Genomic DNA, 21,933 nt, shown 5'->3' with positions numbered 1-21,933 from the left:
GCGGTTCAACCCGGCTCGCTTCCGCACTCGTTGCACGCGCTTGTGCAGCTCCGCCCCTCCGGCGCGCGTGACCGCGCGGGGTGTGATCCGCCGCCTATTGGCCCCGCTCCAACGGCTTTCCATGAGGACGGCGCAGTACCGCCTCGAAACGAACACGCAAAGGACTATGACCATGACCACACAAGACACATCACGCCGCCGCCCTGACCACATCATCTGGCAGGTGATAGGCGAAGGCGACGCCGCCAAATGGGTTCGCGTCGGCGCAGGCTGGAGCAACCGCGACCAGAAAGGCGTCTCGCTCAAATTCGACAGCTTCCCCCTCACGGGCCGCATCCAGGTTCGGGCTGTCAGCGAAGCCGACGAAGCCCGCGCCAACGGGGGGCAGTCATGACCCCCAAAGGCAAGCCGCTCAAATCCGTGCCTCTCAACATTCGCGAGGTTGAACGCATTCTCGTGTTTTGCATGGGCTGGGAATACGAGGATGTCGCGGCCTTCTGGCGCGAGGTGCGTTGCATCGAGCGCGAGCGGCGCGAGGCCGATAAAGCTTAAAGCCAAGCATGGGCGCTTCACGCGCCCATGCTCACAGATTGGCCTCAGTCGGGTGGAATGTTTTCGGCATCAGAGGCGCCAGGGGGATGCGTCATGGCGGATGAAACCGATCGCGACAAGCGTTGGCGCGGCAACACGGATCATGATCCCAAACCCGATTTCGCCAGCCGCAGAAACGTCTTGCAGCGCGGCCTCGCCGCGCCGGTTCCGTCAGGACCGGGCGGCATAAGTGGGGGCGGCGCACGCAGCGCAGCGCGCCCAGACCGGCCACGCGACCCCGCCAGTTTCGAAAACAAGCCGCCCACGCCGCCGCGCGACGTGCCGATCGCCGCGCCCAATCCCGGCGAGAAAGAACGGCCCTTCAAGCGCCGTCTGGAGGGCCGCGATACTGTCTCGCGGGAGCAAGGCGCGTCGTCGCGTGACCAGACAAGCGAGCGCAAGGAGTTCCAGCGCTTTGCGCCCGGTGACCTTAGCCGCGAGAGAAATGATCGCTCCCGATAATCATTGATCGCCGTTGGCGCGGCTTGATAGAATCCGTCATGGACGACGGAGAATATCAGGCACAAACGGACGAAGAAGAGCTTGTCGGACGCTATGTGGACAATGCGCTGGGTGAGAAAGAGATCGTCTTTCTCACCCAGCGCTACTGGGATTATCTCGACTGGATCGACGCCAGCGGCCTCGATGTCGCCATGTACATCAGGACATGCGATCTCAGCCGGAAGGATTGCCCCCTGTCGAACGCGCTGGCCTGGAATCTGTACTGGACCTGGCTCGCGCGGGAGAAGGCAGGTTTGCCACGGCCTGACTGGCTGGGGCCGCCGGAGCCTTGGGAGCACGATGAAGATTGACACCGAGATTCTCGAAAGCGGGATCGCTGTGCCAGACGATCTTGCGGGCGGCGATGGGGTTCATGTTCTCGACCAGCACAAGCTGAATATCCTTGCGCATCGTCATCAGCTCGTCAGGCAGGACGAGGCTGCGCGCCGCCTCACCCGTATTGCTGCTGCTGGTCGTGGTCTCGCCGCCGCCTTGCTTGCCGACGCTGGACGAGACGGCGCGCGACAGGCCGGACGATAGCGTCTTCACCGTCGTGGTGCCGCAGAGCTTGGAGAAATACTCCGCCGTCTGCGCATCGCGGCTGCCGAGATATTGCAGGACGCCGCTATTGGCGACGAAGGTGGACCAGCCCTTGCCGTAAATGTGCTCAAGCTGCCCGATGTCCTGCACGATACCCCACATGAGCATGCCGTAGCCCGCCATCAGGCCATAGGCCTGCTCGACCATGGTGAGTTTGCCGAGCGCCGCCATCTCGTCGAGCATGAACAGGATCGGGCGCTCAGGTTTATGCGCGATATTGCGCGCGTTGACGGTGATCGCCTGCTGGAGCAGCAGGCGCAGCCAGCGCGCAAACGGCTTCATCCGATCGGCGGGCAGGATGAGAAACACGCTCGCGGAGTCGTGCTTCAAATCCTCAAAGCGAAAGTCCGACGCGGACAGGCTCTCGCGCACCTGCGGGCTGTCGAGAAAATGCGTATGCGATTGCGCCGACGCGAGCACATTGGCGAGCAGCTTTTCTTCCTTCTGAAGCCCGCGCGCGCCCGCGCCGGAGACGACGGCGTTGTTGCTCTGATACATCCGGCGCAGCAGCGCCTCGGTGCCGTCCGCATCGAGCAGCAGGCAATCGCGGACACGACCGAGGTTGCGCCGCCCCTCTTCCTCCGCGTCAGTTGCGACATGAAGAATGATGCCGACCAGGAAGGCTTTCGCTTCCTCATCCCAGAACTGCTCCTTGCCGCCAGACGACACGACCAGCGAGTCCGCGATGATGAGCGCGTTCTCGTTGATATGCGCAGGGTCCGTTTGCAGCCAGTCGAGCGGATTGAAGCGTGCGGCGGGGATTTTGTAGAGCGGCGCGACCAACCCCCACGGATCGACCACATGCAGCTTTTGTCCCATGCGATGCCGAGCGGGCAGCGACACGAGCGCGTTCTCACCCTTGGGATCAATGCAGATGACGGAGCCGCGATAGGTCAGGAGATTGGGCAGGACCGTCCCGGCCCCCTTGCCCGAGCGCGCTGGACCAATCGTGAGACCGTGGCGGTCACCGATATAACGCAGGGCCTTCAGTTCGACGTTGCCGCTTGCAACATCGGTGACCGGAAACCGCCCGAGATAGAGGCCATCTCCCGCGAACAGGCCGTTCTCGTCGATATGCGCGGCATTGGCCCACATCGCCGAGCCGAAGGTCGTAGATCGCGGCGACGCGTCATACAGGAACCGGGCATAGGCAATGGCGAGGCCGACCGCGAGGCCGGTCAGCGCTGCGATGGGGATCATCATGTTGCCGACGAAGGGCACGAGCGTGATGTAAAGTCCTGCCAGCGCCAGAAGTGCTATCGCAACGTCGCGGTAGCGCCGCATCAGCACAATGATGGCGACGGCGCAGAAGCCGGCGATGAACCCGCCCGCGCCCACCATCACAACCTGAGTCAGCTGATTGAGCTGGATCTGCCCGGTCGGAATGAGCTGGCCCCAGGCATTGGTCTCGCGCCGCGCCGCCAGCCAGGCGACGGGCGCGCCGGTGGTGAAGGTCAGCAGTCCGCGAAAGTGGCGCCCGCACCAAAGCGACAGCGAAAGATGCACATTGTCGAGAAAGTTCAGCATGAGTTCCTCCTGTGATGGTCAGCGGTCGAGCGAAGGCCCGCGCGGGCGAATGCGTCGCGCGAACGGTTTGGACTGGTCGCGATCGGGCGGATCGGGCGGGCGCAGCAGCGCGCCGATACGGCGGGCCAGTTCGCGGCGGCCCTGCCGCTGCGCTTGCGCCAGCGCATCGATGCGGGCTTGCAGTTCACGCCGCTCGCGCATCTGCGCGCGATAGAGTTCTTCCTGCTGGGTCCGATCGCGCGAGAAGGTCGCGTATGACTCGCGCTCGTTCTCGCGGCGTATGACGCGGGCGCGGCCGGTCAGCAGATCCCAGGCACCGCGCATACCAGTGCGCAGCCGCGCGACGCGCTCGCGGGCCTCTCGCTGCCAGCGTTGTTCCTGTCCTTCGCGCAGACGCTCGCGCTCGGCCTGGTGCTGGGCCTTCATCGCCTCGCGTTCGGCGATGAAGGGGGCCTGTTCAGCTTCCTGCGTCTGACGGTTCTCGCGCCGAAGTTCTCGCGCGCGTTCGATCATGCGCGTCTTAAAGGTTTGGTGGACGTCCGCGACGCTCGGCAATTGCGCCGGGTCGCCGAGGCGGTCTGTGATGTCCTTAGTTTTGACGCCTACGGCCCGCGCGAGCGCGAAGACCTCGCCATGGATATCGACCGCGACGAAGCCGCGCCTGTCGCCCTGCGCCAGAAAATACCCGCTCTCTTCCAGCGCGTGCCGGAACCCGGCGAGGCTGTCCGAGCGGATCCACGCGTCGCGGAAGAGCTGCTTCAGCTCTCGCGGATCGAGGCCGAGACGCTGCGCCTGCTGCCATTCCGCCAGATCGAAATTGAGCGGATTGCGCCAACCATTGGTGCGATAGCCTTCCGGCAGCTCCCAGCCGTGTTCGAGGAAAAGATCCCGCGACAGCGCGTTGAGGCGGGTTTTGTAATACGGGAGATTGATCGCCTTCAGCGCGTGCGCATCGATACGGCTCCACACACAGTGCCAGTGCCGCCGCCCGTGCTTCTCGTGGCACACGATGACTCTTGGCTGGCCGGTCAAACCAAGAGACTGCTCCGCACGCTCGACGGCGTCTTTCAGTCCTTCCAGATCGATATGGGCGTCGCGTGGTGGCGAGAGGCTCAGCGAGAACAGGTACTGCTTTGCCTTCGTGGCCTTCGAGATGGCATGCGCTTCGTCGAAGGCCTCGCGTAGCGTCGTGCCGACGAAACCGCGCCGCTCGACCACGGTGACGTGGTCGTTCTCGTCGAGTTTCATCAGGTGTTGAGCGAGGTTGGCCCCGCCGCCGCGCTGCGAGCCGACGAGGATCATAGCCAATCCTCCGGATTGGCTGGCGGCGCGGTCTTGCTGGCGTCGAGGATGCGCTTGCCCAGCGCGTGCAGCAGCAGGAGGCGCATGGTGACGATGGCATCACAGGCATTGTGCAGCCGCTCAATGGTGACGGCGTCGCCGATCAGCGCGCCCGCCTCGGCATGCCGGGCCAGGGTGTTCAGGCTGTCCGCGAGGCCCGACTCGCCGAGCATTGCCAGCATCCGCGCCAGCAAAGCGGCATCGGTGCGCGGCACGAGGCCGACAGCGTCACGATGCTCGGCGTTGTCGCCGAGCAGGATTTTACGGGCATAGGCTCCGAGCGGCACGCGCCCGGCCTTGGCCTGAAGCGCCGCCTTCTCGCCATCCGTCAGGCGAATGGAAAAGGGCCGCGCTTCCGCAGCGCGTTCATGTCTTGCCATGGCCCGGCCCTCAGTTCGGCGTCAGAGGCGACGCGCGGGGGCGCAGGACGCGCTTCCTTGTCTTGCGGGCCGCGATGGCCGGAAGCGACGTTATCGGAGCGGGGGCGGCCGGTTTAGCGGGGGTAACGGCACTGTTTGGCAGGCTGTCGAAGTCGATGCCAGAATGCTTGAGTTGGTGGTTCCAGTCGGCCAAGATGTCGAAGAGGGAGTTCGAATTTAGGTCCGAACTCTCCGCCACTTTCTTGATCTCGCGCCAGTTCGCTTCGCTCACGGCTTCGATGGGGCGGCCTGAGCGGCCGGCGGGCAGTCCGCCCCCTTGCGAAGGCTGTGCGTTCGCCGCCAAAGGCCGCCTGAAGCGGCTCTACAACCGCTTGAGCACATAGCCGGCCGCCTCGCGATCCCAGGTGCCGACCGTCGCGCCGCGCTCGCGCAGCGTGAATTGCTGAACCTTGCCGTTCTCGGTCGTCAAGCTCCCTGAACCGCGCCGGATTTGTCGGAGGCTCCCGCTACTAAGCAGGTGGAGTCATGACGAGTAAGACGACGAACATGGTCTCGCCTGAGGTGCGGGGCCGCGCGGTGCGGATGGTGCTGGACCAGGAGGGCGAGCAATCATTGCCGCGCCGGAGGGGCTGGCCATCAAGCTGCCGCCTTGACCAGCCTGGGCTTCGACGCACCGTGATCCTGGGTCTTGAAGCTGTCGACCATCTGGTTCAGTCGGTCGATCTGCTCTGACAACGAGATCGCCGAAGCAGCGCTTTCCTCCGAAAGGGCCGCATTCTGTTGTGTCATTTCGTCCATATGCGCCACGACCTGCGCCATTGCATCGATGCCGTTGGATTGCTCGCCGGACGCTGCTGCTATCTGCGTGATCGTTCCGCAGAGGGTATTGGCCGACGAGGCGATCTTGCTCAAGACCTCTCCGGTGGCTCTCACCAGCGCCACACCTTGGGTGACTTCCGATCCCGAGGTGCTGATCAGCAACTTGATGTCGCGAGCCGCCTCGCTCGAGCGTTGCGCCAGGGTGCGAACTTCGGAGGCCACGACGGCAAAGCCCTTGCCGGCATCACCTGCCCGCGCGGCTTCGACAGCCGCGTTCAGCGCTAGCAGGTTGGTCTGGAACGCGATTCCGTCAATGACCGTCGTGATGTCGGCGATCTTGCCGCTCGACAGCTCGATGCGCGCCATCGCTTCAACCGCATCGCTGACAATGTCGCCGCCCTGTTCGGCAATGGACGTCGTCTCATGAGCCAGCGAAACGCTATGACGCGAGGACGTGGCGCTCTCTTTGACAGAAGCCGCGAGCTCCTCGGTGGTTGCGGCCGTCTCTTCCAGCGAGGACGCCTGCTGTTCCGTGCGCTGCGACAGATCATTGGCGCCCATCGTGATTTCGCGCGCCGAAAGGCCAATCTGGGCCGCCGTGGCTTGAATCGTGGTCACGGTCGCGCTCAGCTTGTGAACGGTGCCGTTGATCGCAGCCTTGAGTTCGCCGAGTCGGCCCTCATAGGCATTTTCGACCTCTTGCGTGAGGTCTCCCTCGGCCACGGCGTGCAGAACGGTCGCAAATTCGTCCGTCGCGCTGTCGACCACCTGGTTGATCAGATTGACGCTTTCAACGAGTTTTCGCAGCTCGGGCCCAATGTTGTCGCTCGAAACACGCCCGCTGAAATCGCCTTTGGCGGCGCGTTCGACGATACCCCCAACTTGGATCACGACATGGGCCATCGCCTCGGCGCGCGCGATACGCTCGACGGCACCGCGTTGCTCTTCGCCTTCCAGAGCGCGAACCCGAATGATGTTGTCCCTGAACACTGCGATAGACGCCGCCATCGCTCCGATCTCGTCCTTGCGGCCTTGATGAGGGACCACGACATCGAGATGGCCCGAGGTCAGCGACTTCATGACGCTTGTCAGATGCTCGATCGTCCGCACGCTGCGGCGCGAGATCAGCGCCACAAGCGGAATCAGGACCAGGAGCATGAGCATCGCCTTGACCGCGAGCCCCAGTTCGAAGGCAATGAGGGCTGACTGCCTCGGCCCGCGGTCGGTCAGCGTCATGACGACGAGAGGTTCTGCACCATGCAGTGGCAGTGACAACCCTGAAGCTTCGAAGGAGCGTTCCCCCAACTGGAGCGGGGCGGTCGCGTTCGCTGCCAGTGCCCCATCGGGTATGGCGAGAGACTTAAGATCAGGAAGCGTCGAGGCATTCACCATGGCCTTGTAGATGAGCACGGCCTCTGCCCCGGTCAGTCGCTTGATCTCGGCAGCCGTATCAGCCCTAAAGCGAGAACCGATCTTCAAGGTGCCGATGCGCTGCTCGCCAAAATTGATCGGCCGAACGGCTTCGGTCGCGACCTCTCCGGATGAGGGCGATACGGAAAGGCCGTTCGCCGCCTGACCCGCGATGGCCTGGCTCACCAAAAGCTCCCTGCTCTTGTCATCGCCGGCGCTGCTGGGGTTGTGACCGCGCATGATCACTATGCCCTTGGCATCGGTCACTTCAAGCGTGCCGACGATGGGATCGAGTTTTTTGATCTGCGCGAAGAGGCGCTCGAACGTCTCCCGCAGCCTGGCCGTGTCGCCGCTTCGAACCGCCGCGACAACGTCGGGGTGCGTCGCGTAGATCGAGGAGTAGGTTTCGACCCGTTGGCCGATCTTGGCCAGCACGTCCTGAGCTCGATCGCGCGTCGCCAAAGCATCTTTCGCCATGACCAGATCCGCATCTGACTTCAGTTCGAAATGCGAGAGCCCCAGCAGAACGACACAGCACGTCACGCACATGATGATGACAAGTCCGGCAGCCTTGGCGCCCAACGACTGAAATCTCGGCACGTTTCTTCTCCCACGCGAACGCGTGTGGATATATTTAAATACTTTGCGTTAACGATAATGACGCAGCGTCATACTAGAGTTTCGCTGATGGCGCACGCAGAGCGCGCATGGGCGTCGCCGGAGCTTCTTTTGGCTGCCTGGACCAATTCTCGAAAGGGGAACAGGCAGGTTGGCGCCGCGGCGATCATCCCCGCGTGAACGCGCTGTTCGACTGGCGCGGCAAAGGCACGCTGCCCTCTTCAGCTACACCATTGCGCCGACGCCGCCTGCAGGGATTGCAGGTCCGACCCGCTATGACCTTTAAAATCTCGGTGAGATCTTCGATGGGAAGCGCGGCCGCTTCGTCCGGAAGTAACCCCATCGGATTAGTTCGAACGAACTGAAGTTTTCGCTCGAATAGAATAAAATCAAGCCGATACCGCATGCTATTGCTTAACGTGTCGGATTGGCCCTCTTCCGAAATCTAAGCAGGCCATCCCGAAATAAATCTTTTTTGCGCTGGGCAGCCGCTAGGCCTCCCGGGCGGGAGGCACGTCATGCGCTACCTGCAGAACAAGATCTTCATCGCAGGACTTCTTGCGACCACATCGACCTTTGCTTACGCGCAAGGGGCCCAGCCATGGCCGGAGTACCATGAGGGCTTCGCGATCGACGGCAGTCCGACGCCGAGGCCCCACGGCGCTTGCGAACGCAAGCTCATCAGAGGCAACTGGCTGTGGGAATGCGATCCGGCGGCACCCGGCAACCCATTCCGCCTGAGCGCAGTCCCACCGGCAGCGCCCGGGCCAACCCTGGCAGATGCGGGTGGGGTACGATACTACAACGCCGTATCCCCAAATGGCCGCAGAACGCGGGCGCCGAGCCGGGAGTGCATCGTCGTACAATACGCCGATGACCTGCTGTGGACATGCCCGCCACTGACAACCGCGTCAATCGGTACGCCGGCGCCCGCGCCCGCGCCTCAGGGCGCCACTGCCGGCAATGTCCAATATTACAGTGCGGTTTCCTCCAATGGCAGGCGCATGCGCGCACCCAATGCCGCGTGCACCCTGGTTCAGCAGGGCGGCAGTCAATATTGGATGTGCCCACCCCTGACGACGGGAGCCTTGTCCTCGGACGGCTCGAGCAGCGCTGCAAGCTCTGGAGGCGGCGGCGCTGGCGACGGTTCTGGAAGCGGCTCCAGTAACGGGGCGAGCGGCAATTCCGGCGGCGGTGGCCAAGGCGGCGGTGGCCAAGGTGGCGGCGGTCAGGGCGGCGGTGGCCAAGGCGGCGGCGGTCAGGGCGGCGGTGGCCAAGGTGGCGGTGGCCAAGGCGGCGGTGGCCAAGGTGGCGGCGGTCAGGGCGGCGGTGGCCAAGGCGGCGGCGGTCAGGGCGGCGGTGGCCAAGGTGGCGGCGGTCAGGGCGGCGGTGGCCAAGGCGGCGGTGGCCAAGGTGGCGGCGGCCAGGGCGGCGGTGGCCAAGGAGGCGTCGGCCATGGCGGCGGAGGTCACGGCGGTGGCGGTGGCCATGGCGGCGGAGCTCACGGCGGTGGCGGCGGCCATGGCGGCGGAGGTCACGGCGGTGGCGGCGGCCATGGCGGCGGAGGTCACGGCGGTGGCGGCGGCCATGGCGGCGGAGGTCACGGCGGTGGCGGTGGCCATGGCGGCGAAGGTCACGGCGGTGGCGGTGGCCACGGCGGCGGAGGTCACGGCGGTGGCGGTGGCCATGGCGGCGGAGGTCACGGTGGTGGCGGTGGCCACGGCGGCGGAGGTCACGGCGATGGTGGCGGTCACGGCGGCGGCGGTAATGGTGGCGGCGGCCATGGTGGTGGCGGTCACGGCGGCGGCGGTAATGGTGGCGGCGGCCATGGTGGTGGCGGTCACGGCGGCGGCGGTAATGGTGGTGGCGGCCATGGTGGTGGCGGTCACGGCGGCGGCGGCAATGGTGGCGGCGGTCATGGCGGTGGTGGCCAGGGCGGCGGCGGTAATGGTGGCGGCGGTCATGGCGGTGGTGGCCAGGGCGGCGGCGGTAATGGTGGCGGCGGTCATGGCGGCGGTGGCCAGGGCGGCGGCGGCAATGGTGGCGGCGGTCATGGCGGCGGTGGCCAGGGCGGCGGCGGTCATGGTGGTGGCGGCCACGGTGGCGGCGGTAATGGTGGCGGCGGTCATGGCGGCGGTGGCCAGGGCGGCGGCGGCAATGGTGGTGGCGGCCAGGGTGGCGGCGGCGGTAACGCCGGCGGTCGCTGAAAGCCGCAACTGCATCCGGTCAGGCTATGTTACCAGCCTGACCGTTCGCGCGCTCCAATCAGGCAAGCTGATCCCGGCCAGCAGCCGACGCAGACAAAGGCGAGCACGTCCTCAGATCTCCGGCTACCCGAAACGGGTATCCTCGATGATCAGGCCACTCAGGGCCAATGCGGGCGCCGTGTTGCAGCGGTTACGGTGATCGTACCGCCATCGATCGACTCCCAGGCGCGCGGATTGGCTTGCGACATGCGGGTGAAGAACAGGTATCCGGTTTGCGACCAGGGCAGGACGCGGGAGGTCTTGTTGTCGAGAACGAGATCCCCCTCGGAGGTCGTTGCCATCAGCACCGCGTGCCCTTCGCCGGCGGGCGTGGCGACGACCGCGACCAACAGGGTCGACGATGGCCAGCCACGCTCGATCAGCAGCTTGCGCTTCAAGAGCGCGAAATCCTCGCAATCACCCCGCCCGTCGGTCGGGATGCTCCAGACATCCTCGCGGCCAAAATGATCCCGGTCGGATACCTCGGATATCGTGGAGTTCACCCGCGCATTGACCTCGTGAAGGTCGCGCTGGTGTTCCGGTGTCAGCAGAATCTGCCGCGTCAGGGCGCCGGACCGGCGGCATTCCGCCGGGTTGTTGGCGCAGAACGTCAGGAATGCCGGTGGTGGCGACGCCGGCCCGCGGGTCCTGGCCGCGAGCTGATCGGCCTGGGCCGAACCTGGCAGGGTTCCGGCGAAAAGAGCGACACCGAGAGTCCATGTCGCGACGGAGGCAAAGGTCGTCATAGCCGAAACCACATGGTCATGGTCCGCCTTGCGGGTTGCGAGATCGCGGGAAAGGCTGCTGAAGGATGGGGGCCTTTGCTTAAGAAAGAAGGCAATTCTGTGATGAGAATGCGCGGGAGATTCGCGCCAGTCGCATAAGTGCTTTGTGCAATTCGGCTCGCCGGCCAAGGCTGAAAACACCGCCGTCAACAGTGCGGTCCGCGGCGCATCATCGCGCGCCGGGTGAGCCACTCGCGTCAACGCACGGGTTTCGTTCGCCAAAATGGCGGCTCTCCGAAGGCAGGTTCTCGGCCGCGAACGTCGGGCGGTGCCGGAATGGGCGTACGCGTTGCAGTCCAGCCAGCGATCGCTCGCCTCCAACTCGTCCTGACACTAGGCCCGGCAATCGGCGCGTGATTCTTTCAGGCGGCTGCAGTTCGTCCCCAGTGGTGCCTGTCTTCACAGCCCGCGCGAGGCAGGAGACGCAGATCCCGAGCAGGAAATCGGGCGCGCCTCGCCCGCAAGGGTCGGCAACACGGCCGCGATGTGGTCGCCCAACGCCCGCGCGGCGGATGATGGCCGTAGCTCCGCGAACTCCAGCGCAATCCCGATCGCGGGCAGCACCGGCAATCCTGCCGAGACGATGTGCAGATCCGGCGGAACCGCGGTTCGGGTCAGAACGCTTATGGCGTGCCCCGATCGGGCAATGGCGATGAGACCAGCAAGGCTGTTGCTGGCAAAGGCCACCCTGTAGCGACGGCCAGCCGCTTCCATGGCATCGCAGGCCGCGCGGTAATCTAGTGTCATGGGCGCCGAAAGCGCCAGGGGGAGGACGGCCTGGTCAAGGATGTCCGGCTCCACCGCGTTTGCGACCCAGACGAAGTGTTCTCTCCGGATGACCTCGGCGCTGGCCGGATCCGGGAGGGAGACGAGCGCCATCTCGATCTGCCGCCGATGCAGCAGCGGGCGCAGCTCCGAGGTCGGCGCGCAGACCATGCGCAACTCGACATCGGGATGCAGGGCGCAAAACTCCCGCAGCAGATCCGGCAGAAACGCGATCGAGTAATCCTCGGGACAGCCGAAGCTGACCGAGCCCTTGAGGCCGGTTCCGCGCATGTCGGCGAGGATCTCGTCATGCCTGGCCAAAAGGGATTCGGCATGGGCGAGCAGCTTGTCCCCCGCTGTGGTCAGGCGCACGCCCGAGCCGCTGCGGTGCAGGAGAGCCTGGCCCGTCAGCGCTTCCAGGCGCTGCATCTGCATGCTCAACGCCGATTGCGTCCGCCCGATCTGCAGCGATGCGACGCTGATCGAGCCCGTGCGCGCGATGACGGCGAAGTTCCTGAGCAAGGCGAGGTCGAGCGTGCGCATGGTCATCAATTTAATCGATATCGGCTTGAAAGAGTATCAATTTGCGCGGTGCAACAGCCGCAACTAACCATGGGACGCTCCCGCTTCCGAGGTGATCCATGTCGCTGAACGCCGATCCCGCCTTCTGGGCCGCCGCAAACACGCATCTGACGCGCTATGGGCCCGATTTCGAATCGATCATCGTCGAGCGGGCCGAGGGCAGCTTCGTCTATGATGCCGACGATCGCGCTATCCTGGACTTCACCTCGGGCCAGATGAGCGCCGTCCTCGGCCATACCCATCCCGACATCGTCGCGACGGTGGACCGGCAGATGCGGTCCGTGGCGCATCTCTTCAGCGGGATGCTGTCGCGCCCGGTTGTCGATCTGGCCTCGCGTCTTGCCGCGCTCGCTCCCGGTCTCGACCGGGTGCAGCTCCTCACCACCGGGGCGGAATCGAACGAAGCCGCCATTCGCATGGCGAAGCTGGTGACCGGCGGACATGAGGTCGTCGCCTTCGCACAGAGCTGGCACGGCATGACGGGAGCGGCCGCTGCGGCAACCTACAGTGCCGGCAGGAGGGGCTATGGGCCGGTCGCTGCCGGCTCCCTCGTCATCCCTGCGCCCAACTCCTACCGCCCGCGCTTCACGCATCCCGACGGCTCCAATGATTGGCAGGCCGAACTCGACGACGCCTTCGCGCTGATCGACAGGCAGTCGACCGGCAACCTCGCCGCGTTCATCGCCGAACCGATCTTGTCGAGCGGCGGCATCCTCGAGCTCCCGCTTGGTTATCTCGCCGCGCTCAAGCGCAAATGCGAGGAGCGGGGCATGCTGCTGATCCTCGACGAGGCCCAGACCGGCATCGCCCGGACCGGCAACATGTTCGCGTTCCAGCGCGATGGCGTCACGCCCGACATTCTGACGCTGTCGAAGACGCTTGGCGCCGGCCTGCCGCTCGCGGCCGTGATGACCTCGCAGGCGATCGAGGAGAAGGCGCATGAGCGCGGCTTCCTGTTCTACACGACCCATGTCTCCGATCCGCTCCCGGCGGCGGTGGGCGTGACGGTCCTCGACGTGGTCGAGCGCGACGGCTTGGTCGCGCAGGCCATCGCGCGCGGGCAGCGGCTCCGTAATGGACTTCTGTCCCTTCAGCAGAAATTCGAATGCGTTGGCGACGTGCGCGGGCGGGGCCTGCTTCTCGGGCTCGAGATCGTGACCGATCGGCAGAGCAAGGCGCCGGGCTTCGAGCTCGGGGCCAGGATCATGGAAGAGGCCATGCGCCAGGGGCTCAGCATGAACATCGTCAAGCTTCCCGGCATGGGAGGCGTCTTCCGGATCGCGCCGCCGCTGACGGTCTCGGAGGCCGAGATCGACCGCGGCCTGGCGATCATGTCGGACGCGATCGAAACCGCCATCGCCAGGAACTGACCCTGGCGACGGGCGACGTCGCCTTGACCTGATCAGGCTGCCCGGCATAGGCGGAGTTTTCCGCATCGCGCCGCCCCCAACCCCAAGCCGGTTTGCCGTGCGTTAGCGAAAGCGGGCATCTTGGGCGCTCGCTATGGGGCAGCGCGCAAGCTTGGCTCGCGCCCGTAAGCGGGCGTCCCTTTGCTTGGCGGATGCTCTGGCCGATGCCTATGCCCGAGGGGCCGTCGCGCGCGACCCGGACCCTCCAATTTATCGTTGCGCCTTGCCGCGCCATAAAGAAACGCTATGGCGGCAGAATGCAGTTGTGGTTCCCAGAGCGAGTCCGCCGAACCTAGAATTTTCTCCCATCGGGCCTGCAAATCGTGCCCGATCGGGTCGGATCGTTGCGTGCCTGCGACGAAGCCGGTTCCGGCTAACCGCGACACGATCGCGGAACACGATCAGGGAACGGAGTCGATCATGGCCAACACAGTTCACCGCAGGGCTTTCTGCCTTCTCGCATCGGCCATCTGCCTTGCCGGCGCGCCTGTCTTCGAGACCCCAGCGCTGGCGCAGGACAACAGCATCCGCCTCGGCATCGTCGCGCCGATGAGCGGACCCAATGCCCGCTACGGCGCCTTCTCGCTGCGCGGCGCGCAGCTTGCCGCCAAGGACATCAATGCGGCTGGCGGCATAGATGGCCGCAAGATCCAGATCTTCTCTGCCGACAGCCAGGGCACGCCGGTCGAGGGCGTCTCGGCGACACGGCGCCTGATTGATCAGGACAAGGTCGATTTCCTGATCGGCGACGTGTCGAGCTCCGTGACGCTGGCGATGCAGCCTGTCGTCGAGGATGCCGGCGTCCTGCTGATCAACGCGGCTTCGTCGAACCCCAAGATCACCTATGCGGCGGGCGTCGGCGGCTTCAAATGGAGCTTCCGCAACTATCCCACCGATGAGAACCGCGCCCTGATCGTCGCGCAATATGCCGCCGAGAAGCGCGGCTTCACCAAATTCGCCGTGCTCTCGGTCGACAGCGATTATGGCCGCTCGGCGATCGACTTCACCAAGAAGTACCTGCCACGCTTCAACGGCCAGATCCTGACCGAGGACTACTACAAGGAAGGCGAGGTCGATTTCCGCAGCGTGCTGGCCAAGATCCGCGATTCCGGCGCTCAGGCGATCATCATGTACGGCCTTGCCGACACCACGCCGATCGTGGCGCGGCAGATGACCGAGGTCGGGCTCGCCGGCAAGGTGCCGCTGATCGGCAATGGCGAGTTCAACACCGAGAAGACGATCAAGTCGGCGCCGAAGGCGCTCGAAGGCGCCGTCGAGGCCGCAGCCTGGCTGCCGGCCTGGGACAGCCCCAAGAGCAAGGGCTTCGTGACCCGGTTCACGGCCGAATACCGCGAGGCGCCCAACAACCACGCTTATGTCCATTGGGAGACCGTCAACCTGCTCGGCAAGGCGGTCGAGGCCGCCAAGAGCGCCGACCGCGCCAAGGTCCGCGATGCGCTCGCCAAGATCAAATATGACAGCGCCGTGGGCGAGGTGACCTTCGACGACCACAACCAGGCGAAGCTGCCGATGATCCTGTTGCAGATCGAGGACGGCAAGCCGGTGGTCAAGGGCGCCTATTCCGCCGATATCGACTATCCGCGCTGACCGTCCCGCGCGGGTGCAAGAGCGCGGGGGTAAGCGCGCGGGCTTAAGGGGAGGTCGGGATGCTGTTCCAAATCTCAGAGCAGGTCGTCAACGGCATCGTCACCGGGGCCGTCTACGCCCTGGTCGCCGTCGGCATGACGATGATCTTCGGCGTCCTGCGGGCCATCAATTTCGCCCATGGCGAATATTACATGGTCGGCACCTTCGGGGCCTGGGTCGCGATCGAGTATTTCGACCTGCCTTATCCGGTCGCCATCGTCGCCGGCGTCATCGCCACGGCCTTCGTTGCGCTGGTCATCGGGCAGTTCGTGATGCGGCGCATGGTCGGGGCGCCGGCCGAAGCCGGCGTCTTGGCGACGCTGGGCATCGCGCTCATCCTTCAGAACACCGTCATCCTGCTCTTCGGCGGCGGCTACAAGTTCTTCGAAGGCGGCTATATCGAGCCCGTCACCATTCTGGGCGTATCGCTCGCCGAGCAGCGCCTGCTGATCATCGCGGTCGCCGTGCTGGTCTTCTTCGGGCTCGAGCTCCTGGTGACCTATAGCCGCATGGGCAAGGCGATGCGCGCCGTGTCGCAGAACGTCGAGTGCTGCGCCGTGGTGGGCATCGACGTCCGCAAGGTCGTGGTGAGGACCTTCGTCCTGGGGGCGGCGCTCGCCGGCCTGTCAGGGGTGCTGACCGCCCCGGTCAATGTCAGTGTCTACGGCGGCATGGGCGAACTGATCACCTTCAAGACGCTGCCGATCATCATCATGGGCGGCCTTGGAAATGTCCGCGGCACCTTCTTCGCCGCGATGATCCTGGGCATCGCTGAGAGCCTGGTTGCCACCTATGTCGGCCTGCAGTTTCGCGACACGGTCGGCTTCGCCACGCTGATGCTCGTCTTGATGTGGCGCCCGCACGGGCTGTTCTCCGCCCAAGCCCGTTACTGAGCCAGCGACCCTTTCCAGCCAATCTGTCCGAGGATCGACCATGTCGCTGAACGAGAGCTCGCTTCCGCTGCCTGGCCGCGACCTGAGGCTGCCCTTCGGGCTGGCCGTCGTCGTCCTGGCCTGTTGCGCGCCGCTGCTGCTCGGCAACTACGCGCTGCATGCGGTGATCATCTCGCTGATCTTCCTGCTGCCGGCCCATGGGCTCAATCTGCTCGTGGGCTATACCGGCCTGCTCTCGCTCGCCCAGGCCGCTTTTTTCGGCGTCGGCGCCTATGTCTCCGCCCTGATGGCGGTGCATTGGGGCACGCCGTTCTACGTCAACCTGTTCGGCGCGGGCCTCGTTGCCGGGGCGCTCGCGCTGCCGCTTGGCATCCCGGCTCTCAGGCTGCGCTCGACGTCTTTCGTGATGTGCACGCTCGGCTTCGTCATCATCGGACAGGCGGTCGCCAAGAACTGGATCAGCCTGACGCGCGGCGACATGGGGCTGTCGGCCATCCCCAAACCCTATTTCGCGCTCGGGCCGGCCTCGTTCACGGTCTCCGGGACGGTCGGGTTTTACTATCTCGTGCTCGCCATCGCTGCGCTGGCGACCTTCGCCGTCTGGCTGATCGTGACCTCGCCGGCCGGCCGCAACATGGTGGCGATCCGCGAGAACGAGACGCTGGCTGAGTCCGTCGGCGTGCCGACCTGGCGCTACAAGCTGATCGTCTTCATGATCAGCGCGGCCTTCGCCGGGCTCGGCGGCAGCGTCTACGCGCATTATCTGACCGTGGTCAGCCCGCTGACATTCCAGATGTCGAATTCGACGCTGATGCTGATCATCGTGCTCGGCGGCGGGCCGGGCACCATTTCGGGTGTCGTCTTCGGGAGCCTGCTCTTCGTCGGTCTGTCCGAGGCGCTTCGCATCGCTCCCGAATTGCGGATGGTGGCCTACGGCTTCTGCCTGCTGGCGCTGGTCTTCTGGTTCCCCAAGGGCTTTGCGCCGCTGATCACTCGCTTCTGGACCATGCTGAGGGGGCGCTCATGACCGGTCTGCCGATCCTGGAGATCACTGGCCTCAGCAAATCCTATGGTGCGATCCGAGCCGTGGACGGCGTCGATCTGCAGGTCCATCGCGGCGAGATCTGCGGGCTGATCGGACCTAATGGCTCCGGCAAGTCGACCTTCTTCGATTGCACGTCAGGCCTTGCTCGCCCCAATGCGGGCTCGGTCAGGCTCGATGGGCAGGACATCACCGGCTGGTCGCTGAACCGCATCGCCCGGGAAGGCCGCATGCTGCGGTCGTTCCAGAAGACGGTCACCTTCGGTGCGCTCGATATCGAGGAGAACCTCGTCATCGCCGGCCAGATGTTCACCTTCCCGAGTGTCGCCTCGACCTTCGGGCTCGGTGCCCGCTCGCGCGCCCGGGTCGACGGCCTGCGCCAGCGTGCGCGCGAACTCATCAGGTTGTCGGGGCTCTGGGATGTCAAAACCCAGCCGGCGGGCAATCTCTCGGGCGGCCAGCAGAAGCTGATCCAGTTCGCCTCGATGCTGATGCCCGAGCCCAAGCTGATCCTGCTCGACGAGCCGATGGCGGGGATCAATCCCAAATTGATCGAGCGCGTCGTCGAGGCGATCCGCTACGCCAATGAACAGCTCGGCGTCAGCTTCCTGGTGATCGAGCACAACATCGACGTCATCACCAGCATTTGCCAGCGCGTCGCCGTGCTCGACCAGGGGCGCAAGCTCGCCGAGGGCACGCCGGCCGAGATCATGCGCAACCAGGCGGTTCGGGAGGCCTATCTCGGTGGCTGAGACCAGTCTTTCGATTGCGGGCCTGCGTGCCGGCTATGGCTCGCTGGACATTCTCAACGGCGTCGATCTCGACGTGCCGCAGGGCCAGTTCGTCGCGCTTCTGGGCCCCAATGGCGCGGGCAAATCGACCCTGCTCAAGACGCTCTATGGCATGACGACCATCAAGGGGGGCGCCATACGCTGGCAGGGCCGGGACATTGCCGGGCTGGCATCGCGCGCGATCCTGGCGCAAGGCGTCTCCCTGGTGCCCCAGGGCCGCTGCAACTTCCCGCTCATGACGATCGACGAGAACCTGCAGATGGCCGCCTACACCCTGCGCGACGCCAAGGTGAAGGCCGATCGCGACTATGTCTACGAGCTCTTCCCGATCCTGAGGAAGCGCCGCACGACGCTCGCCGGCAATATGTCGGGCGGCGAACAGCAGCTTCTGGAGGTCGCGATGGCTGTGCTCCAGCGCCCGCGCATCCTGCTGGTCGATGAGCCGTCGGTCGGATTGTCCCCGGCCGCGATCGGCATCGTCTTCGACGAGTTGCTGCGCATCAACGCGATGGGTCAAACCATCCTGCTGGTCGAGCAGAACACCAAGAAGGCGATGGAGGTGGCGCAGCGCGCCGTCATCCTGCGGCTGGGCAAGGTGATCTGGGATGGCAAGCCAACCGAGATCAGCCATGACGAGCTCGGCGAGCTCTTCATGACGGGAAAGATGCGCGGCGAGACGGACGTGCAGCACTGACGGTGGTGGCAGCCGGTCGGTTTCGTGTTGCCGGGGAATGACCTAACTTCGCGACCTGTGGAGGCGGCCGGGTCGATGAGTGTCGATTTCAAGAAGTTGAAGAGCTTCGTGAAGGTGGTGGATGCCGGTAGCGTGTCTCGCGCCGCTGGCATGCTGCGCACGGCTCAGCCGGCGCTCTCCCAGCAGATCGCCGCGCTTGAGAGCCATTTCAAGCACAAGCTCCTGATCCGCAGCAATCATGGCATCGCGCCGACCGAAGCCGGGCTGATCCTCTACCGTCACGCCCAGCTCCTGCTGAAACAGGTCGAGCAGGCGCGGATCGATATCGAACAATCCTCGCGCTCGGTCGCAGGCCGTGTCTCGATCGGGCTCGCCACCTATTCGGCGTCGAGCGCATTGTCGCTGCCGCTGCTCAAGGCGATGAAGACGCGCTACCCCGACATCGTCGTCCATATCAATGACAGCTTCGGCCATGTGCTGAGCGAGCTGATCATGACCGGCAAAATGGATATGGCGGTCATCTATGGATCGAGGCCGATCAAGGGCGTCGTGCTGCACCCGTTGTTCCGGGAGGAGCTTGTCCTGGTGTCGCCGCCGGGCGCGGCCATCGGGACGGTCGAGGGGGAGGCGCTCCCGCTCTCGGCTCTGGCCGAGGTCGACCTGCTGCTGCCGAGCCGAGGCCATTTCCTGCGCCAGATGATCGACGAGTCGCTTGCGCGCGCCCGTGTCGCGCCGCGCGTCTGCGCCGAGATCGAATCCGTCTCGTCGCTGGTCGCAGCCGTCATGGACGGTCTGGGTTCGACGATCCTGCCCGGGTCCGTCGCAGCCAGCGCCGCAGGCTTTCGCGGCGCCGATGTCCGGCCGCTGATACGGCCCGCGATGACGGCTACGGTTTCCCTTTGCGTGTCCGACCATCTGCCGATGTCGGAGCCCGCGATTGCAGCACGCTCCGTGCTGATAGAAATCGTTCAGGCCTTGATCCGGGAGGCGCCCTTCGGGTTGAAATCGGCTGGCGAGGCCGAGCGTTCCCAAGCCACGCCATAAACGCCGCGCCATAAATGCCGCGCCATAAACAAAGCCTATAGCGGCAGACTGCAGTCCTGTTGGCCAGCTGCGCGTGGCTGGCTCTACCCTTCCTGTGTCGTCGCGGTGAATGGCTTGGCGTTCGGTTCGCCGGCGCAGCCTCCGCGACCTCCGCAAGGCAGGCTCAGAGGACATCATGGCCAAGCTGGCATTCGATACCGGTGGAACCTTCACCGATTTCGCGCTGCTCGACGATGCAGGCGAGGTGCATCTGCATAAGGTGCTGAGCACGCCGTTGAACCCGGCCGAGGCCGTGGTTCAGGGCGTCACCGAGCTGCTGGAGGCGTTCGGCGAGGTTATCGACACCGCCACGCTGCAGGTCCTGGGCGCCACCACGGTCGTCACCAATGCCGTGCTGGAGCGCAAGGGCGTCGAGACCGGCTTCGTCGCGACCGCCGGCTTTCAGGACATGCTGCGCATCCGCAACGAGGGGCGCTACGATCTCTACGATCTCAACCTGCGCTATCCCGACCCGCTGGTAAGCCGCGCCAACAGTTTCGGCGCCCGGGAGCGCATCGCGGCCGACGGCGAAATCGTCGCCGAGCTGGACGAGGATAGCGTGCGCGAGATCGCCGGGCGGCTGCGCGAAAAGGGGGTCCGCTCGGTCGCGGTCTGCCTGCTCCACGCCTATAAATACCCGGCGCATGAGCAGCGCGTCGCTGCCCTGCTGAAGCACGAATATCCCGATATCTTCGTCTCGCTCTCCTCCGAGGTCTGTCCGGAGGTTCGCGAGTTCGACCGTGCCTCGACGACGGTGGTCAACGCCTATACGCGGCCCCAGATGGCCGGCCATGTCGCCCATCTCCAGCGCGAATTCGCTGGGAAGGGCATCGATCGGCAGGTGCTGTGGATGACCTCCTCGGGCGGTCTGGTTCCCAGCCAGCGCGCAGCCGAGCTGCCTGTGCGCCTGATCGAGTCCGGCCCTGCTGCCGGAGCTGTCGCTGCCGCCGAGTTTGGCCGCATTGCCGGGGAGGGCAGTGTGCTCTCCTTCGACATGGGCGGCACCACCGCCAAGCTGTGCCTGATCCCCAATGGCGAGCCCACGGTCGGCACCGATCTCGAAGTCGCGCACTACCAACGATTCCGGAAGGGGTCTGGCTTCCCCCTCAAGATCCAGTCGATCCAGATGATCGAGATCGGGGCGGGTGGAGGCTCGATTGCCGTCAAGAATCCGCTCGGACTGCTCGATGTCGGCCCGCGCTCGGCGGGCGCCTTGCCGGGGCCTGCCGCCTATCAGCGCGGCGGTACCGAGCCGACCGTCACCGACGCCGACATCCTGCTCGGCTATATGGGGACGGAATCCTTCGTCGGCGGCTCGTTCAAGGTCTCGAAACAGGCCGCCCACGATGCGATGGCGCGCCTGGCCAGCGATCTCGGTGTGGGCGTCACGCGCTGTGCCTGGGGCATCCATGATCTCGTCAACGAGTCGATGAGCAAGGCGGCTGCGATGCATGCGACCGATCTCGGCGTCGATCCCCGCTCCCTGCCCATGGTCGCTTTTGGCGGCGCCGGCCCGGTCCACGCCTATGGCATCGCTCGCAAGCTCGGCATCAAGCGCATCATCTGCCCGACGGGGGCGGGCGTGACCTCCGCGATCGGCCTGATCATTGCTCCCGTCGCCGTCGACCTGTCCGCGAGCTTCCCGATGGGCCTGGCGGCTTGGGATGCTGCGCAGATGCGCCGGCTGCTCGGTGGCCTTGCGGCTCAGGGAGCCGAGGTCGTGTCGGCTGCCGGCGTGCCCAAGGAAACCATCGAAAATCGCTATACCGTGGACATGCGCTATGTCGGCCAGGGTCATGAGATCACGGTCGCGCTGCCCGAGCTCGACCTGCCGCAGGAGGATTTCCTGGCGCAGCTCACGGCCAATTTCACCACGCTCTATCGCGAGCTCTTCGGCCGCACCGTCAAGGCCGGCCTCGAGGTGATCACCTGGCGTTTGCGGGCCGGAGGGCGGAAGGGCAAGGTCACGCGCCCTCATGGCACGACAGCGGCAGAGGCCCTGAAAGGCCGGCGCGACGTCTATTTCCAGGAACTGGGCACGGCCGTCGAGACCCCCGTCTACGACCACTACAGCCTGCCGGTCGGTGAACCCGTGAAGGGGCCGGCCATCGTCGAGCAGCGCGAGTCGACAGCCGTGATCGGTCCAAGCGGGACAGCCCATGTCGATGCGCATGGCAACCTCGTCATCAACATCCTCTGAGGGCGATTC

General features: G+C 65.3%; 19 protein-coding genes. 11 read left to right on the top strand and 8 right to left on the bottom strand.

Annotated elements, in window-relative coordinates; all coding sequences use genetic code 11:
* Positions 1 to 172: 172 nt before the first annotated feature.
* From J2Y55_RS10525 to J2Y55_RS10515, 3 genes are all read left to right on the top strand, one after another.
* The gene (locus J2Y55_RS10525; protein ID WP_310151879.1) at positions 173 to 394 is read left to right on the top strand and encodes a hypothetical protein; all 222 of its coding nucleotides are present in this window, start codon (positions 173 to 175) and stop codon (positions 392 to 394) included.
* Entirely contained in the window at positions 391 to 552 is a 162-nt protein-coding gene (locus J2Y55_RS10520) for a hypothetical protein (protein WP_310151876.1), read from the top strand. The genes J2Y55_RS10525 and J2Y55_RS10520 overlap by 4 nt, the downstream gene beginning before the upstream one ends.
* Before the next feature lie 93 nt (positions 553 to 645).
* Positions 646 to 1,053: a hypothetical protein gene (locus J2Y55_RS10515; protein WP_310151873.1), complete on the top strand. Its 408-nt coding sequence runs from the start codon at positions 646 to 648 to the stop codon at positions 1,051 to 1,053.
* Between the two features lie 213 nt (positions 1,054 to 1,266).
* Here the strand turns inward: J2Y55_RS10515 and J2Y55_RS10510 are convergent, their stop codons facing one another.
* The 8 genes from J2Y55_RS10510 to J2Y55_RS10475 all read right to left on the bottom strand — a co-directional run bounded on the left by J2Y55_RS10510 (position 1,267) and on the right by J2Y55_RS10475 (position 12,126).
* Positions 1,267 to 3,219, bottom strand: a complete 1,953-nt coding sequence (locus tag J2Y55_RS10510) for a type IV secretory system conjugative DNA transfer family protein (RefSeq protein ID WP_310151869.1) — start codon at positions 3,217 to 3,219, stop codon at positions 1,267 to 1,269.
* A gap of 18 nt (positions 3,220 to 3,237) precedes the next feature.
* The gene (locus tag J2Y55_RS10505) at positions 3,238 to 4,521 is read right to left on the bottom strand and encodes a relaxase/mobilization nuclease domain-containing protein (protein ID WP_310151866.1); all 1,284 of its coding nucleotides are present in this window, start codon (positions 4,519 to 4,521) and stop codon (positions 3,238 to 3,240) included.
* Positions 4,518 to 4,940, bottom strand: coding sequence for a hypothetical protein (locus J2Y55_RS10500; protein ID WP_310151864.1), 423 nt, complete (start codon positions 4,938 to 4,940; stop codon positions 4,518 to 4,520). The genes J2Y55_RS10505 and J2Y55_RS10500 overlap by 4 nt, the downstream gene beginning before the upstream one ends.
* Before the next feature lie 10 nt (positions 4,941 to 4,950).
* Positions 4,951 to 5,211 carry a hypothetical protein gene (locus J2Y55_RS10495; RefSeq protein ID WP_310151861.1) on the bottom strand — a complete coding sequence of 87 codons (261 nt, stop codon included), beginning with the start codon at positions 5,209 to 5,211 and terminating at the stop codon, positions 4,951 to 4,953.
* 365 nt (positions 5,212 to 5,576) lie between these two features.
* A complete protein-coding gene (locus J2Y55_RS10490; protein ID WP_310151858.1) occupies positions 5,577 to 7,769 on the bottom strand; it encodes a methyl-accepting chemotaxis protein in 2,193 nt (730 codons plus the stop codon).
* Between the two features lie 929 nt (positions 7,770 to 8,698).
* Positions 8,699 to 10,009: a hypothetical protein gene (locus J2Y55_RS10485; protein WP_310151856.1), complete on the bottom strand. Its 1,311-nt coding sequence runs from the start codon at positions 10,007 to 10,009 to the stop codon at positions 8,699 to 8,701.
* A 143-nt stretch (positions 10,010 to 10,152) separates the two neighbouring features.
* Positions 10,153 to 11,040 (bottom strand): transglutaminase-like cysteine peptidase, encoded by an 888-nt coding sequence (locus tag J2Y55_RS10480; RefSeq protein ID WP_310151853.1) that lies wholly within the window; start codon positions 11,038 to 11,040, stop codon positions 10,153 to 10,155.
* Between the two features lie 177 nt (positions 11,041 to 11,217).
* Positions 11,218 to 12,126, bottom strand: coding sequence for a LysR substrate-binding domain-containing protein (locus tag J2Y55_RS10475; RefSeq protein WP_310152043.1), 909 nt, complete (start codon positions 12,124 to 12,126; stop codon positions 11,218 to 11,220).
* 98 nt (positions 12,127 to 12,224) lie between these two features.
* On the opposite strand from J2Y55_RS10475, the gene J2Y55_RS10470 reads away from it, so the two are divergent.
* From J2Y55_RS10470 to J2Y55_RS10435, 8 genes are all read left to right on the top strand, one after another.
* Entirely contained in the window at positions 12,225 to 13,535 is a 1,311-nt protein-coding gene (locus tag J2Y55_RS10470) for an aspartate aminotransferase family protein (RefSeq protein WP_310151850.1), read from the top strand.
* Between the two features lie 459 nt (positions 13,536 to 13,994).
* Entirely contained in the window at positions 13,995 to 15,182 is a 1,188-nt protein-coding gene (locus J2Y55_RS10465) for an ABC transporter substrate-binding protein (protein ID WP_310151848.1), read from the top strand.
* 59 nt (positions 15,183 to 15,241) lie between these two features.
* Positions 15,242 to 16,114 carry a branched-chain amino acid ABC transporter permease gene (locus J2Y55_RS10460; RefSeq protein WP_310151845.1) on the top strand — a complete coding sequence of 291 codons (873 nt, stop codon included), beginning with the start codon at positions 15,242 to 15,244 and terminating at the stop codon, positions 16,112 to 16,114.
* Between the two features lie 40 nt (positions 16,115 to 16,154).
* A complete protein-coding gene (locus J2Y55_RS10455) occupies positions 16,155 to 17,141 on the top strand; it encodes a branched-chain amino acid ABC transporter permease (RefSeq protein WP_310151842.1) in 987 nt (328 codons plus the stop codon).
* Complete coding sequence (locus J2Y55_RS10450) at positions 17,138 to 17,908, top strand: ABC transporter ATP-binding protein (RefSeq protein WP_310151840.1); 771 nt, start codon at positions 17,138 to 17,140, stop codon at positions 17,906 to 17,908. Before J2Y55_RS10455 ends, J2Y55_RS10450 begins: the two co-directional genes overlap by 4 nt.
* Complete coding sequence (locus J2Y55_RS10445; protein ID WP_310151836.1) at positions 17,901 to 18,641, top strand: branched-chain amino acid ABC transporter ATP-binding protein; 741 nt, start codon at positions 17,901 to 17,903, stop codon at positions 18,639 to 18,641. The genes J2Y55_RS10450 and J2Y55_RS10445 overlap by 8 nt, the downstream gene beginning before the upstream one ends.
* A gap of 75 nt (positions 18,642 to 18,716) precedes the next feature.
* The gene (gene nac, locus J2Y55_RS10440) at positions 18,717 to 19,685 is read left to right on the top strand and encodes a nitrogen assimilation transcriptional regulator NAC (RefSeq protein ID WP_310151833.1); all 969 of its coding nucleotides are present in this window, start codon (positions 18,717 to 18,719) and stop codon (positions 19,683 to 19,685) included.
* A gap of 175 nt (positions 19,686 to 19,860) precedes the next feature.
* Complete coding sequence (locus J2Y55_RS10435) at positions 19,861 to 21,924, top strand: hydantoinase/oxoprolinase family protein (protein ID WP_310151830.1); 2,064 nt, start codon at positions 19,861 to 19,863, stop codon at positions 21,922 to 21,924.
* Positions 21,925 to 21,933 lie beyond the last annotated feature (9 nt).

The sequence above is a fragment of the Allobosea sp. BE125 genome, assembly GCF_031456075.1.
Classification (GTDB): domain Bacteria; phylum Pseudomonadota; class Alphaproteobacteria; order Rhizobiales; family Beijerinckiaceae; genus Allobosea.
Note: the sequence above shows the minus strand (reverse complement) of the source record. Positions and strands in the feature narration are given on the sequence as shown.